The sequence below is a fragment of the Tahibacter sp. genome (assembly GCF_032229445.1).
Classification (GTDB): Bacteria; Pseudomonadota; Gammaproteobacteria; order Xanthomonadales; family Rhodanobacteraceae; genus Tahibacter.
In genome coordinates this window covers 45,999-60,080 of the sequence record NZ_JAVTWC010000125.1, presented here as the reverse complement: position 1 = coordinate 60,080, position 14,082 = coordinate 45,999, and the positions used below count along the sequence as shown (strand labels likewise).

General features: G+C 62.2%; 13 protein-coding genes. 6 read left to right on the top strand and 7 right to left on the bottom strand.

All coding sequences use genetic code 11. The features are described 5' to 3' along the window. Positions 1 to 110: 110 nt before the first annotated feature. The 3 genes from RUU78_RS23665 (at position 111) to RUU78_RS23655 (ending at position 3,576) form a co-directional block, all read left to right on the top strand. Positions 111 to 1,493 (top strand): AAA family ATPase, encoded by a 1,383-nt coding sequence (locus tag RUU78_RS23665; RefSeq protein ID WP_313920231.1) that lies wholly within the window; start codon positions 111 to 113, stop codon positions 1,491 to 1,493. Further along, positions 1,490 to 2,308 (top strand): retron system putative HNH endonuclease, encoded by an 819-nt coding sequence (locus RUU78_RS23660; RefSeq protein WP_313920230.1) that lies wholly within the window; start codon positions 1,490 to 1,492, stop codon positions 2,306 to 2,308. The genes RUU78_RS23665 and RUU78_RS23660 overlap by 4 nt, the downstream gene beginning before the upstream one ends. A gap of 539 nt (positions 2,309 to 2,847) precedes the next feature. Further along, positions 2,848 to 3,576, top strand: coding sequence for a hypothetical protein (locus RUU78_RS23655; protein WP_313920229.1), 729 nt, complete (start codon positions 2,848 to 2,850; stop codon positions 3,574 to 3,576). A 4-nt stretch (positions 3,577 to 3,580) separates the two neighbouring features. Here the strand turns inward: RUU78_RS23655 and RUU78_RS23650 are convergent, their stop codons facing one another. The 6 genes from RUU78_RS23650 to RUU78_RS23625 all read right to left on the bottom strand — a co-directional run bounded on the left by RUU78_RS23650 (position 3,581) and on the right by RUU78_RS23625 (position 8,511). After that, positions 3,581 to 3,883 (bottom strand): hypothetical protein, encoded by a 303-nt coding sequence (locus RUU78_RS23650; RefSeq protein WP_313920228.1) that lies wholly within the window; start codon positions 3,881 to 3,883, stop codon positions 3,581 to 3,583. 145 nt (positions 3,884 to 4,028) lie between these two features. Further along, the gene (locus RUU78_RS23645; RefSeq protein WP_313920227.1) at positions 4,029 to 4,304 is read right to left on the bottom strand and encodes a hypothetical protein; all 276 of its coding nucleotides are present in this window, start codon (positions 4,302 to 4,304) and stop codon (positions 4,029 to 4,031) included. 191 nt (positions 4,305 to 4,495) lie between these two features. After that, positions 4,496 to 5,020, bottom strand: a complete 525-nt coding sequence (locus RUU78_RS23640; RefSeq protein ID WP_313920226.1) for a hypothetical protein — start codon at positions 5,018 to 5,020, stop codon at positions 4,496 to 4,498. Between the two features lie 42 nt (positions 5,021 to 5,062). After that, positions 5,063 to 6,535, bottom strand: a complete 1,473-nt coding sequence (locus RUU78_RS23635; protein ID WP_313920225.1) for a serine hydrolase — start codon at positions 6,533 to 6,535, stop codon at positions 5,063 to 5,065. A gap of 302 nt (positions 6,536 to 6,837) precedes the next feature. Beyond that, the gene (locus tag RUU78_RS23630; protein WP_313920224.1) at positions 6,838 to 7,587 is read right to left on the bottom strand and encodes a hypothetical protein; all 750 of its coding nucleotides are present in this window, start codon (positions 7,585 to 7,587) and stop codon (positions 6,838 to 6,840) included. Between the two features lie 402 nt (positions 7,588 to 7,989). Continuing rightward, positions 7,990 to 8,511, bottom strand: coding sequence for a hypothetical protein (locus tag RUU78_RS23625; RefSeq protein ID WP_313920223.1), 522 nt, complete (start codon positions 8,509 to 8,511; stop codon positions 7,990 to 7,992). Positions 8,512 to 8,700: 189 nt separating this feature from the next. Here RUU78_RS23625 and RUU78_RS23620 point away from each other — a divergent pair, with 189 nt between their 5' ends. The 3 genes from RUU78_RS23620 (at position 8,701) to RUU78_RS23610 (ending at position 13,252) form a co-directional block, all read left to right on the top strand. Next, positions 8,701 to 8,997: a hypothetical protein gene (locus RUU78_RS23620; RefSeq protein ID WP_313920222.1), complete on the top strand. Its 297-nt coding sequence runs from the start codon at positions 8,701 to 8,703 to the stop codon at positions 8,995 to 8,997. 190 nt (positions 8,998 to 9,187) lie between these two features. After that, positions 9,188 to 12,031, top strand: a complete 2,844-nt coding sequence (locus RUU78_RS23615) for a tetratricopeptide repeat protein (protein WP_313920221.1) — start codon at positions 9,188 to 9,190, stop codon at positions 12,029 to 12,031. Between the two features lie 261 nt (positions 12,032 to 12,292). Then, a complete protein-coding gene (locus tag RUU78_RS23610) occupies positions 12,293 to 13,252 on the top strand; it encodes an alpha/beta hydrolase (RefSeq protein WP_313920220.1) in 960 nt (319 codons plus the stop codon). 154 nt (positions 13,253 to 13,406) lie between these two features. Here the strand turns inward: RUU78_RS23610 and RUU78_RS23605 are convergent, their stop codons facing one another. Further along, on the bottom strand, positions 13,407 to 14,075 hold the full coding sequence (locus RUU78_RS23605; RefSeq protein WP_313920219.1) for a hypothetical protein: 669 nt from the start codon (positions 14,073 to 14,075) through the stop codon (positions 13,407 to 13,409). Positions 14,076 to 14,082 lie beyond the last annotated feature (7 nt).

Sequence of the window (14,082 nt, the reverse complement as noted above, 5' to 3'; positions counted from 1 at the left end):
CGTCACTTGTCGGACGTGCGCAATATGAAGGCCGAACGAGTCTTCGATATTTGTAGTAGTTGAACCTGGCCGGTTATGTACGGACCTACGTTAAAAAAGTGAGTAGCACGATGGCTTCGAATTCCAATGAGTTCACCCTGCGCCTGAAAGCGATAAAGCTGCGCAATTTCCGCTGCTTCAAGGCGCTGTCGGTGGATTTCCACCCAGACCTCACAGTACTCGTAGCGAACAACGGCCAAGGAAAAACATCGGTGCTGGATGCCGCGGCCATTGCGCTAGGGCCTTATGTCGGCGCGTTTGATGATGGCAAGGACCGCTATTTCAGCAAAGATGACATACGGCTAATACGGGATGGCGAAAGTAACAGTATGGAACTAGCTGAAGGCGGTGTCGCCATCGAAGCCGACGGAGTGATTGAGCACAAGCACGTGGCCTGGACGCGCGAAATGCCTACGTTGAAGGCACGCAAGCGCAACAAAGGCGTGCAGGTACTCATCAACTATGCCGAGAAGCTGCAGCGATGTGTTCGACATGAAGCAGAGAATGACCGGAGCGACGAGGCCGCTAGCGGCATCAGTACCACAAGCCTCCCGCTCGTCGCCTACTATCCGACCGACCGGCTCTGGAACGTGCGCCGCCTACCTTACAAGAAACTGCCACGCACCTCGCGCATGGTGGGCTATACACACAGTTTGGAATCCGGCTCCGATTTTCACCTCATGGCAGACTGGATCCGGTACTGGAGCACCAACGCGCTGAAACGGAAGGTGGAAGCACAAGCCACCGGAACTTATCAGTCAAATTCGGTATTTGACAACGCGCTCGAAGCAGTCAGGAAGGCGGTCAATATATGCCTAGCACCCGCGGGCTGGGGCAACTTCGACTTCAGCCTCGCGCGCGAAGAACTCGTCGCCACACATCCAGATCATGGTGAACTGCCGGTCGCAGTCCTCAGTGATGGCATCCGAAGCATGTTGACGCTGGTTGCCGACATCGCATTCCGCATTGTGAAGCTCAATCCGAACCTTGGTCCATTCGCAGTCGCAAATACTACCGGGATCGTTTTGATTGACGAGATCGACATGCATCTGCATCCGTCATGGCAACAGACCGTACTCGGCTCTCTGCGCGAAGCGTTTCCGAGGATCCAGTTTATTGTCACCACGCACAGTCCGCAGGTCGTGACTAGCGTGCCTACAGAATCGATTCGCATACTATCGGAGAACGGCGTTTCTGCTGCGCCAGCGGGAACCGAGGGCGCCGAGTCGTCGCGTGCGTTGAAGCAAGTATTTTCTGTCGAAACTCGGCCGCCGAGCAACGATGCAACGAAGGAACTTCTGCGCTATCTGGCGCTTGTCGACAAAGGCGAGTGGGAAAGCCACGAGGCACGGACGCTGCGAGGCAAGCTGGATGAACGCTATCAGGGTGAGGAGCCCGCTTTGTACCAGGCCGACCTGATCATCGAGAACCAGAAGTGGGAACGCGGTCAATGAAGCGCGTTCCAAAAGGCACATCGCCACGTTCGCTTGATAGCTTCAAACGGGCCAGCCCACGTAGCACCTGGGACCAAATGCGCAGCGACGCGCTATGGGGAGGAAAAAACGCATACGCAGAATGCCGCGCAACATCTCTCTCGAACCAGGGAGGACTCTGCGCATATTGCGAAGTGGACATCCGCGACAGTCATCCGCTGAAATGTCGCGTCGAGCACTTTCACCCGAAGGCCGATGTATCGGACGACATAAACTGGGCGCTGGAATGGGCCAATATGCTGGCCGTCTGCGCCGGAGGTAGCCGGCCGGAACTGCCGGAAGGCGTCCACTACAGACAGTCCATTGCCGAAAATCTAAGCTGCGATGCGCACAAAGATCGGATGATAACAACCGGGAAGTTGGCAAAAACCTGTGAAGGGCTCATTCTCAATCCGCTACAAATCCCGGCGTACCCAAATCTTGTCGCGGTTAGCTGGACAACCGGGAAGCTAGTGGCAAATACGCAGGCTTGCGACGCTCTAGATCCGTGGCCGGGCAACCAGTGTGGCTCCCTGGCCGAACTGGTCAATGAAACTATCGCGGTTTTTAACCTCAACTGTGATCGGCTTACGTCGCATCGCAAATTGCTGGTCTTCGACATAGAACGCAATAAGAGGAAAATGCGTCAGGATGGCCTTACTGCGGACGATGCATTTGCCACTTTGGCGCGAAAGTATTTTGCCGGCAGACGCTGGCCTGCGTTCTTTTCGACTATCCGGCATTGCCTTGGATCAGCCGCCGACGCCTACCTTCGCGAAGCCGGCTACGATGGGTAGACTGGCGCTCACCCCAAGCCAACCAAGTGCGACCGCATTGGCGAACACCCAGAATTGAGGACCAGCAAACGGTGTTTGATTGGCTTACTTGCGCTATTCAGGAAGTTAGCCTGACTGTGCTAATGGGATACACCGGCCCAAGCAGGTTCAGCAGAATGGTTCAAGAAGTGATCTGCTCCTTCTCCACCAGGAATGCCGCAAGACGCGTCCGCCTTCGCTTTTTCGCGCGCTCCGAATTACCGAAGCTCCGCTGCGACATCGACCGATCCCTGCTGGCCGGTTGCCGCTGTTTAAGTACAAGGACTTGCTCTGAAGCTCCCTGACCGGCCGCGCTGATTCAGTCTCTGGCGCTGAATTTTCTGATCGACCTGTAGCGCGCTGGCACCAACCCGCAACTATTCTTTTACGCTGCAATTTTGCAGTGTACAGATAGCAATAGTAGCTAAATGATGAGCTATGCTGGCTGTAGTTTAGCCTTGCCTCAAGCGACGACCCGGGCACAGAAAATTTCTCCCTGAAAACTATTTGGAGCAGCTACTGTGAGTGATGACAAGACGAAGCAAGATGGGCTTAAGAGTTTTGTTCCAGAGTCGGTTTCGTTCCTCCGAGCAGCGGTAAGTTCAATCCCTGTTATAGGTAGCGCGCTGGATCACCTGCTGTTCGACAAGGCCGATGCGATCCGAATTCGTAATATCGAAACACTGATGAATTCAACTGCGGATCGCGTTAGGGAAATTTCTGAAGAAAAGCTCAACAAAGACTGGTTTTCGTCTGAGGAGGCGCTTTCGGCGTTTAGGCTGCTATCAGAGCGAGCGAGCTTTGAACCCGACAAGCAGAAGATTCGAGACCTCGCGCATCTCGGTGTGACTTGCGGTTCGAAAGAGCACTCAAGTGATCCGATGAAGTTGCTGATTCTTGAGCATCTTTCTCACTTGACATCGATTCAGCTTCGATTGCTTCAGATTGTAGCTTCGACACCTGTAAAGAAGGGCGAGACAAGATCAGAAACCGTCGTCCAACACGTTGATGCACGTTGGGCAAATGACATCGCTGCAGAACTAAAAAAGGGTCCGTCATTCTGGACCGGAACGCTGGATGTAATTGCGCATTTAGAGGTATTGGAGGCGCTCAATCTCCTGAGAACCGCCCCGATTTCATTCAACGGGCAGCCTGGATTCTCGTTGACCAGACTGGGTGAATTGGCAGCGAATTTTGCGACGATCGCAGATCTGGAGAAGGCTGCTACGAACGTGAAATCCAGTAGCTAGTAGCTTAGAGTGATTTGGTGCCGGCAATCACCGCCATCGCGTCTGGCGTGGCCTCAGCAATAACCGAACCGGCGGGAATGTCCTGGGGTGTGGCGCCCGATACGGCCAAAGCGACCACCTCGCCAGTCGGCGAGCGTGCCGTGCGGGCAAGCTCGCGATGTGCGGCGAAGCTCGCCGAGGTGCCATCGGGACGCGTGACGACAATGGCCAGCGTGTCGCGCGTCGCGATGTGATCCGGCGAGGCGGTGAACAGCACGCCGAGACCGCGGCGGGCGATGGTGAAAACTTCCGCGACGGTACCGATCAACGTCGTCGTCATGGCAGCAGCCCGAGATCAGATGTCGTCGCGTTCACGGCCTCACGCGTTCGGCATGGCGCTGGTACGCGTGCGTGGCCGGAATCGCTGCAAGGACGGTAGCCTGGCGGTATCGCCGTGGGCGAATCAGCGCGCATCAGCACTCGCTAAAAGGCAACGGTATCTCGTGCTCGCCAAGCACGACCTTGTAGTGCGTCAGATAGCTCCAGAGCGCATTGCGCAACGCATTGAGTTCGTCGTAGGCGTCCTCGTCGAGCACGCCGCGCGCCGCTTCGCACGCCTCATCCGCCTGGCGGCACAGCGCGTACAGCGAGTCGCCTTGAACCAGCACGCCGGGAAAGTGCCGGCCCGGATGCCGCAGGACGGCTGCATTGGTGGCGTCTGAGTAGATCTCGACAATTTCTGTGCGCATGGTTGGTACTGACTCCTGTGCTGCGTTGCGACCTCGTTACCGGGCGGCTAGGAACCGTTGGAAAACGGGATCAGGTCCACCGCGAAAATCCACCACTGATAGGAACCGCCCATACGCGACTGGCCCTCATCCGTTTGCAATCAGTCGCCCTGCTTCGCATTGCGCCAAGCCGCGCAACGACGTGCACCGCATCAATACCCGAGACAACTCTGCTGCGCTTGCTTGTCGAACACGCTGCGGTCGTCGAATTGCGCGGCATAGATGGACGGCGGCGGCAACGACGCTCCGCTGTAGAGCCAGCGGCGCTTGTCGGCACTCGACAGGATCGGGATGCGATGCGCCCAGCACCAGTCGAGCAATTCCTGCTTGTTGCTGATCGTGATGAGCGAGCCGGTTCGTGGCACCAGCAGGTCAACATGCGGATCGGCCGTTCCGAAGCAGGTCATGCTGCAGTAGGCCACTTCGGTGGCGGGTATCGAAACGCTACGCCGCCAGGACAGGCTCGGTGAGAGGTCGATGTGCCCAGGTGAGGGGCGCACGCTGGCGAATGCGGAAAAACGCTCAAGCCCCTCCTGTTTCTGGCTGGTCACCACGAATTCGTTGGCGACCACCGGTGCATTGTTGGCATCCCGCGCGAATGCCGCTTCGAGATCGCTATACGATCCGGAACATCCGGCCAGCAGCCCTGCGCTGGCGAGGAAACCCAAGGTTCTCATGATGTGCTCTGGTCACTGCTGGACGTTGCGACGGCTTTGGTGTCAATCGATCTTCTCGAAGCTGGTTGACGCATCTTTCCGCTGCCGAGTCAGGCCCGTTACCGTGTGATCCGAGGTCTCCTGAAAAGTCAGGCGGTTCTCGCCGATCACCCAGAAGAACGCACCTGGCCCCCGATTCCGCAAGGCGAAATCGTATCCATAGTCGGTACGCCAGAACAAATGACCGTCATGCACGACAATCTCTGCAACAGCGCCTGTCGAATCGCGATAGCGACCGGTGTACCGGTGAAGCTCCGATTCCGCGACGGGCAGGGGCAGCGGCGTAATCCCATCGCAGCCTTTCCCGAAAACCTCGAGCAGCCACGCGCATTCGACTTCTGAAATGATCCGCAATCCGTTGGTACCGTTCGTCAGAATGACAATGCCGTCAGCCGTGCCTGGTGATAGCAGCAGTTGCGCCATCCAACCTTCGTTGGAACCGCTGTGCCCGACCAATCGGACGCCCTCGATGTCCGGCAGCTCATAGCCCAGTCCATACTTGGGTGATTCACTCGACGGCCGTTGCATGGATGCAACGGTAGCGGGGCTGACTATTCGCGGTGCTTCGTTCGCCGAATTCAGGCTGGCCGTTGCGAATGCAAGCAAGTCGGTCAGCGTCGTCTGCAATCCAGCCGCGGACGTCGCGGTGAATCGTTGCCCAGCGAATGGTTTCCCCGAGGCATCGTGGGGTGTCGCTGCCGCCAGGGAGATTGCTTCGTCCCAGACATAGGCACTTCCGGTCATCCCCAACGGGCGGAGGATTTCTGATTTCATGTAGTGATCGAACGAACGGTGCATGACTTCTTCGATCAACAGTTGCAGGACCGCATAGCCGCCGCCTGAATACCCCCACTCGCTGCCGGGTTCCCGAACCAGCCTGATGTCCCTCTCGCCGTCGGTCGTCGCTACCAGCATGGCATCGAGGCTCGGTGGCTCAACTTCTGGAGAAACCTTGGGCACTCCCCACATCGAGAGCCCCGCGGTGTGGTTGAGCAGGCGTCGAACCGTGACGGCCTCCGCATTGAATTCCGACGGGGGAATTTTCCACCGGCTCAAATAGCCGCCGACCGGCGCATCCAATTCGACGCGACCTTCCTCGACCAGGCGCATTACGCCCCACGCCGTTACGGACTTCGAAATGGATCCGACGTTGAAAGCCGTACTGACAGTGACCGGTTGCCGCGTCGCGACATCGCGATAGCCATAGCCCGTCGCGCTCCAGACTTTGCCGTCTCGAATGATTCCAACCGCGGTTCCGGGTACCGCGTAAGCGTCCAGAATGCGCGGCACCAGGAGATTCAATTCATCGTCCAGGCGGCCCGAAGACGACGTTTCTTTCGGGGCGTCGACGGCCTTACGCTGCAACTCGGATCTGTCGTTGTGCGCCTGCCTGCTTGAACCATCCACTGCGGCGCACGACGTCAAGCACAGCAGGGTCAGCGCCCATGGCATCAGGTTCATGGCGTGACGGATCATTGGCGAGGTCCCCTGCATGGATGGGCGGCGTCAAGCGACCGGCGTCCTGATCGGCCTGCGCGGTCGGTCAAGGATAGTCGAGCGCGATCTGATCGCCGCCTCTTCGCCGAAAGCGGACCTACTTATTGTTGCGGTAGCGTGTGACTGATCCACCGCAGCGGAGAGAGCGCGCGCTGCCGATGTGGTTGATCAATGCGACCGGCACGCGGACGGCCGCGTTGCTGATGTCTGAGTAGATCTCGACAGTCTCTGTGCGCATGGAGCTCCGATGCTGTATCGCCGGTGCGCGACTCGCGCGCCGCCTACGCCGCAGGCAGGCGAGGCCCCTGCTCCGCCAGCCGGTACTGCCCCGCGATGGACTCCATGCGCGCCGAAATCGCACCGCCGTTGCGCGTACTCAATTCACGCAGGATGAAATAGCACGAGATGACGCCGATGGCAGCCAGCACACCCATGGGAATCTGGATGGCCAGCCAGGTCCAGATCAGGCTGCCGAGCGTCTTCCTGATGAACAGACCGATCAGGTATCCGACGCCCAATCCCACGATGCTGCCCAGCATGGCCAGGCGAATCGCGTTGGTACGCGTATCGTCGGTAAACAGGCGACCACCGAACATGTTCACCAGCATCTGGGCAAACACAATGATCGGACCGACGAACGGAATGAGGCACAGCACCAGGCAGAGCGCACCCAGCGCGATGAAGTCCTGCAGGGTCACCCGCCACGGGTTGTAGACGCGATCCACGCCGAAGCTATGGCCGGTGTTGATGACGTAGGCACGTACCAGATCGCCGGTCTTCTTGGTGGCGATCACCAGCCGGTGACCGGGCCTGGCATCGATGTTCAGGCTACGCAAGGTGAGTTTTTCTTCGCGGCCATTCTCGAGGTTGCGCAGCCAGAGTTCCTGGTCGCTGTGTACCGTCGTGCGTGACGTGATCGGGTTGATCCGCGTCGCCATGGCGTCCGTGCCGCCGCCGGAAATGTGCGTGGTCGAGTATTTGTGCGTTTGCTCGCTGAGCACTTCGTACGGCGTAAAGACCAGGTTTTCCATGGGAGACCTTTTCGAGAGGACAAATTCGCGGCGGGTGCGGCCGTCGTGGCCATTCCTTGGCCCTTCCTCGGTGCAGCAAGACATGAAGAACGGGACTTCCAGTCCTTTCCTCGACGCATCCGCGCGCCCCGAAAAACCATACCTTTCCCTTGAATTACCACCGCCGCCCCGAGGCGAATCCGTCCAGGAAGCGCGTAGACGCGGCGGCGGAACAGGCTGGATGGCGCACCCGCCGTCCTGTAGCTGTCACGTGGGCACCTGCCCTCTCATCGGGACAACAGGGTCAGCGCCACTGCGCGAGTCCACAACTGACAGGAGTCGCCCCTGCGCGAGTTACCCGCTGGGGTTTGCAATCCGTTGCCGCGCATCGCGCCAAGCCGTACGACGACGGGGACGGCTTCGCTAGCCGGCACACCCCTGATACGCCTGCTTCTCGAATGCGCTGCGGTCGTCAAATGGAGGCGCTTGGCTGGACGGCGGCGGCAACGGCGCGCCGTTGTCGAGCCAGTTGCGCTTGTCGCTCGCCGACAAAAGGGGAATGCGATGCGCCCGGCACCAGTCGAGCAATTCCTGTTTGTTGCGGATCGAGATGAGCGAGCCGGTTCGCGGCACCAGCAAGTCAACGTGGGAATCGGCCGTCTGGAAGCAGGCCATGCTGCAGTAGGCCACTTCGGTGGCGGGTATCGGCACGCTACGCCGCCAGTACAGGCTCGGTGAAAGGTCGATGCGCCCGGTCGAGGTGCGTACGCTGGCCCAGTGTGCGAAGCGCTCAGTCCTTTCACGTTTCTGGATGGCCACCTGGAAATCATCGGCGACCACGGGTGCGTCGTTGGGTTCCTTCGCAAATGCAGCCTCAAGATCGCTATACGATCCGGAACACCCGGCCAGCAGCCCTATGCTGACGAGCAAACCCAACGTTCTCATGATGCGCTCTGGTCGATTGGAGTAATGGCCTGGGATCGTCGCAGCCTCGTGGCGCGGCGTCCATGCCGCTCGCAGGGCGGACTACGTATGCTGATGGCAAGTGCAAGGCCGTGTGGCCAGTCGACGCCGTGTAACCAAGGTGATCGTATGCACGAGTCGGAACCATCCCGTGCGGGGTGCACATCTCTCATGAAACGCGGCCGTTTGAGCTGGGCGCTTCGGCTTGTGGTCATCGCGTCAACCGTTTTGGTTGTCGGCTACGTCATTGCGCTGTTGACCCAGAACGGGCGCATCGTTAGCAGGGAGTTCGAAGCGGATTCGGCACGCGTTTTTCTGGCCCTTGTAGCCGTTTCGAGTATCGGCGGTTGTGTCCTTGCGGTGCGCGACAAGACCGGCTGGTGGCTCGCCGCACCGCTGCTGGCCATTGGCGTACCGATGGCGATGGTGTTTGCGTTAGCACGGGTGGGATTGATCTCGTTCCATTAGGCCTTGGCAAATGCTGGACCACCTGGGGCGCGGACATCTTAATCGGCGAGCTGCGCTGCCTGGCCGATGCGGTGGAGGTGATCGACTTCTATCAGCACGTGTATCGTTTCGACGACCTCACGGGCGCCGACCGCCCGCGGGCGACTGAGCCACCGTGTCAGCCCCCGCCCCGAAGCCCGTAAGTAGAATCATGCCCGAACCGACCGCGCCCGAAGCCCCTGCCGACCACTTCGCGCGCGTCCGCGCCGTCTTTCATCAGCTTGTCGAACTCGAAGCCTCGCACCGTGCCGCGGAACTCGATCGTTTGGCCGAATCCTCGCCGCAGATCGCGCACGACGTGCGGCTGCTCATGGAACAGCTCGACGAAACGGATCTGGTCGCGAGTGTCGCGCCAGCGCCGCCGTCGCAACTCGGGCCGTTCCGGCTGCTGAACCGGATCGGCAGCGGCGGCATGGGCGAGGTGTTTCTCGCCGAGCGCGTGGAAGGCGGTTTCGAGCAGCGTGTCGCGGTCAAGCTGATGCGCGCGACGGCGGTGACGACGGATCTGGCGCGGCGGTTCCTGCGCGAACGCCAGATCCTCGCGCGGCTGCAACATCCGGGCATTGCGCACCTGATCGATGGTGGCATGACGCCGGCGGGGCATCCGTGGCTGGCGATGGAATACGTCGATGGCGACCGCATCACGGCCTGGTGCGCGGCGCGCGGGCTCGATGTCGCGGCGCGCGTGCGCCTGTTCCTGCCGGTGTGCGAGGCGGTGGCATTCGCCCATCGCAACCTGATCATTCATCGCGATCTCAAGCCCGGCAATCTGCTCGTCGATGCGGACGGCCGGCCGCGACTGCTGGATTTCGGTATCGCGCATCTGGTGGATGCCGAGGCGAAGGAGCAGACCCAGGCGATACCCGCGATGACGCTGGCCTATGCCGCGCCGGAGCAGCGCGCGGGGGATACCGCCACGACCGCTACCGATGTGTATCAGCTCGGCGTGGTGCTGCGCGAACTGATCGTGGGCAAGGTGGCCGATGCCGCGTCCGTGGCGAACCCGCTGCTGCGCGGCGATCTGGGTCGCGTCATCGGCAAGGCCACGGCCGAGGCGCCGGGCGAGCGCTACGCGAGTGTGGCGATGCTCGCGGACGATCTGAGCGACTGGCTCGAACGGCGCCCACTGCGCAGTGGGATCAGCAGTCCGCGCGAACGGCTGCGAAAGACGGTCTGGCAATGGCGCTGGCCGCTGGCGATGCTGGCAACGGGGCTGCTGGCTGTAGGTGTCGGTGCCGTGCTCGTATTGCGCGAGGCGCGTGCGAAGGGCCAGGAAGCCGAGGTCTCGCGGCAGACGACGCAATTCCTCATCGGCCTGTTCCAGGGCGCCGATCCGACCGTGGCGCGCGGCGCCAGCCTCAGCGCGCTGGACCTGCTCGACCAGGGCAATGCGCGCCTGCATGGCGCGACGCGGCTGCAGCCGCGGGTGCGCGCGCGTCTGTTGCGCACGGTGGCGGACAGCTATGTCTCGCTCGGCCACTACGACCGTGCGCTGTCGCCGGCGCAGGAGGCGCTGGCGCTGCGTCAGTCCGACGGCGATGCCGTCGAGCGCGCGGACAGTCTCGATCAGGTCGGCAACATTCTGCGTCTGCGCGCGGACTACGCGCGCGCCGAGCCGCTGCTGCGCGACGCGCTGGCATTGCGCCGCGCGCAGTTGCCCGATGACGACCCCGCGACCATCGACAGTCTTGCGCATATGGCTGCGCTGCACAGTGCAAAAGGGGATTTCCAGGCAGCGAACGCGCTGTTTGCCGAAGCCGCGGACGCCGCGCAGCGCCGCTACGGCGAAGACTCGGTCGAGACGGCGAAGCATCTGGACGACTACGCCGGCAATCTCGACGACATGGGCCGGCGCAGCGAGGCGCTCACGTTGCTGCGGCGCGCACTGGCGATACGCGAGCGCGTGCTGGGGCCTGAGCACCCGGATGTCGCGACGACACTCGCGAACCTCGGCGTGCACCTGTCGGGCTCGGGAAACTACGACGAGGCAGCGGCGCTGCTCGAACGCGCGCTGGCCGTGCGCCGCGCGATTTACGGGCCGGCGCATCCGCTCGTGGCCTTTACCCAGATCAACCTGGCCGGCGTCTACGCGGACCAATACCGACTCGACGTATCGGAGCTGCTCGCGCAGGAAGCGCTCGCGACGATCCGCAGCGTGCTGCCGAACGATCACCCGAAGGTCAACGAAGCGCTGAACATGGTGGCGCTGGTGCGCATCCTGCGCCGCGACTTTGCCGGCGCGATCGTGTTGCAGCAGGAGGTCGTGCAGCGCTACGCGGCGAGCGCGGGCGAGGATCATCCGGATACCCTGACCGCGAAGAACAACCTCGCCTACGCGCTGGCGCGCGCCGGGCGCGCTGCGGACGCGGAAGTCGCGCTGCGCGACGCGATTGCACGCAAGCGCGGCGACAACGGCCAGGGCAGCGCGCACGACCACCAGAACCTCGCGGTCGTGCTGTCGCTGCAGGGCAAGCATGCCGAAGCCATCGACTGGCAGCGCCGCGCGGTGGCAATGCAGGAGGCGCGCGAGGGCAAGGCCTCGGTCGCGGCGGCCGTGGCGGTGCGGGAACTCGCGATCACCCAGGAGATGGCCGGCGCCTACGTGGACGCCGAGCACGATTTCCGCACCGCACTCGCGACCGCCGAAGCGGCCGGCCAGCACGCCGACATCGCGCTGCGCGGCTGGAAGGTTCCGCTCGCCGCCTTTCTCATCGGCACCGATCTCGTCGGCAGGAGCCGCTGCGACGAAGCCGTGGCGCTGCTGCGCGCCGCGCTGGCGGAACTGGGCGACGGCAACACGATGGCCGAACCGATCACGCGGCCGCAGATTCATCTGCTGCTCGGCGCGTGCCGGTCGGCCGCGGACCACTCCGTGCCGACGATGCCACTGGCGCAGGCGTGCCAGGCATTGCTCGCGCTGCCCGGGGCGGACGTCGATGTGTATCCGACGACGCGTCGGCTGATGGCGACGCGGTGTGTCGAGGGGCGCCGGTGACTGTCGCGTAGCGTGCGGCGCAGGCGGATGCGTTCGTGGTCGCGAAGATCCGACCGGAACGTGTAGCCGCAGGATGGGCGGCCCTGCGGATCGGCGAGGATATCGCGAGCGCGCGTGCGCCGTCGTGATGTGACGAGTGAACCCGGCATCGTTTCGCGTCCTACACTTCCGGGTTCGCCGCCAAGCACGCACGCAACAGGCGCGCGGCCGCGCGGCACCGCTCTCGTCTTCATCGTCCACGTCGTCTGATCGAGGCAGATCATGGCCAGTTTTCAAAGCCGGTTTTTTATAACCTTGCTCAAATACCGGCATCTGTTCCGGTTGCAGTGGCGCCGCAGCGTGGTCGATGCGACGACGCCGATTGCCGGTCTGCGTGCGCGTGCGGATGCCTCCGCGAGCCGGTTCGGACGTATTCCGCCGGACATGCGCACGGCCGAAGTGACCATCGCAGGCTGTGCTGCGGAATGGCTGCATCCGGTGGGTGCCGATAAGCGGCGCGCGATCCTGTATTTCCATGGCGGCGGGTATGTCATGGGGTCGTGCCGGTCCCATCGCGGCGCGGTCGCGAAGTTCGCCGCGGGCAGCGGCGTCAGCGCGCTGGTGTTCGACTATCGCCTCGCGCCGGAACATCCGTTTCCTGCCGCGCTCGACGACGCGCTCGCGGTGTACGCCGAAGTGCTGGCACGCGGCTATCCGGCCTCGGGTATCGTCTTTGCGGGCGATTCCGCCGGCGGCGGGTTGTGTCTTGCCGCGCTGCTGGCGCTACGGGACCGCGGCCTGCCGCTGCCGGCCGCCGCCGCGGTGCTGTCGCCGTGGACCGACCTGACGTGTTCGAGTCCCTCGTACGATCGCCCGGACCCGCTCGCACCCGCAGGATCGTGGCGCACGTTCAGTGCGCACTACGCCGGCGCCACCGACGCGGCGACGCCGTTGATCTCTCCACTTTTCGGCGACCTCGCCGGATTGCCGCCGTTGCTGATCTACGTCGGCGCCGACGAATCCATGCGCGACGACTCGGTGCGTTTCGCGCAGAAGGCGCAGGCCGCGGGCGTCGATGTGCGGCTGCACGTCGGCGACGGAATGGTTCACTGTTATCCGGTGTTCGCACCGATGTTTCCGGAGGCGACGCTGGCGATGAACGATATCTGTGCGTTCCTTCGCGACTGGGCGGGTCGCGACGTCGTGGAGCGCGCGGAGGCGGTCCAGCCACGCCTGCCGTAAGCCATGGCGCATCGCGGGGATACGCCGGGTTTCCAGCGAACGGTTCCGTGGATAGCACCACGACCCACACGGACACGAGCGCGGCACGCTGACGGCGTGCCGGCGTGCGCACGCGGTGTGAAGGCACCTGCGTGCAACCCGTTTTATGGCAACGCTATCTCTGCGTGAGCAGGTATCCGACGGCGAAGTTGAGCAGCGATCCGGAGACCACGATGACGACCGCGGCCAGCAGGGCACGCCACATCGACACTTGCCCACGACGCCGGATCCACGCCGCCTCGGCGACAAAGAACCATGCGGTGGCAGTCAGCGTGATCGCCACAGCGACGACATCGGTCCACACCGGCTGCATCAGTATCAGCGAACTGCAGATCGATAACGCGAGCGCGAACGGTGCGACGAAATAGCACTGTTCGTAGAACGGCCGACGCAGCGTCTCGCGATCGATGGGCTGTCGCAGGGTGATGAGCAGGCAGATCGAACCGGCCAGCGCCCAGACGCCGAAGGCGATGGTCCGGTACAGCAGCAGGTTCTGTTCGGAGGCCAGAATGACGCCGCCGAGCGTGCTCATTTCCTCTGTTGATCCGGCGCGCATCGCGAGGTCGATGAAGTGCGCGAGCAGCACACACAGGATCAGCAGCAGCGGTGGACTGACGGCGTCCCTGAAGCGGGTCTCGCCCTTGTCCATTTCCTCGTCCACATAGGCCGTCATGCGCAACGGCGATGCGACGATGCGCAGCAGCGTGCGCGGCACGAGGACCAGCCAGGTCAGGGCCTCGTAGATAAATTCCTCGAACGACTTGAGTAATTTCAGGAAATCCATGGCGAGT

Coding starts and splice junctions, on each gene's coding strand:
- RUU78_RS23665 (WP_313920231.1), top strand. CDS start 111: ATGGCTTCGAATTCCAATGAGTTCACCCTGCGCCTGAAAGCGATAAAG.
- RUU78_RS23660 (WP_313920230.1), top strand. CDS start 1,490: ATGAAGCGCGTTCCAAAAGGCACATCGCCACGTTCGCTTGATAGCTTC.
- RUU78_RS23645 (WP_313920227.1), bottom strand. CDS start 4,304: ATGCGCACAGAAATTGTCGAGATCTACTCAGACGCCACCAATGCAGCC.
- RUU78_RS23640 (WP_313920226.1), bottom strand. CDS start 5,020: ATGAGAACCTTGGGTTTCCTCGCCAGCGCAGGGCTGCTGGCCGGATGT.
- RUU78_RS23635 (WP_313920225.1), bottom strand. CDS start 6,535: ATGATCCGTCACGCCATGAACCTGATGCCATGGGCGCTGACCCTGCTG.
- RUU78_RS23630 (WP_313920224.1), bottom strand. CDS start 7,587: ATGGAAAACCTGGTCTTTACGCCGTACGAAGTGCTCAGCGAGCAAACG.
- RUU78_RS23625 (WP_313920223.1), bottom strand. CDS start 8,511: ATGAGAACGTTGGGTTTGCTCGTCAGCATAGGGCTGCTGGCCGGGTGT.
- RUU78_RS23620 (WP_313920222.1), top strand. CDS start 8,701: ATGAAACGCGGCCGTTTGAGCTGGGCGCTTCGGCTTGTGGTCATCGCG.
- RUU78_RS23615 (WP_313920221.1), top strand. CDS start 9,188: ATGCCCGAACCGACCGCGCCCGAAGCCCCTGCCGACCACTTCGCGCGC.
- RUU78_RS23610 (WP_313920220.1), top strand. CDS start 12,293: ATGGCCAGTTTTCAAAGCCGGTTTTTTATAACCTTGCTCAAATACCGG.
- RUU78_RS23605 (WP_313920219.1), bottom strand. CDS start 14,075: ATGGATTTCCTGAAATTACTCAAGTCGTTCGAGGAATTTATCTACGAG.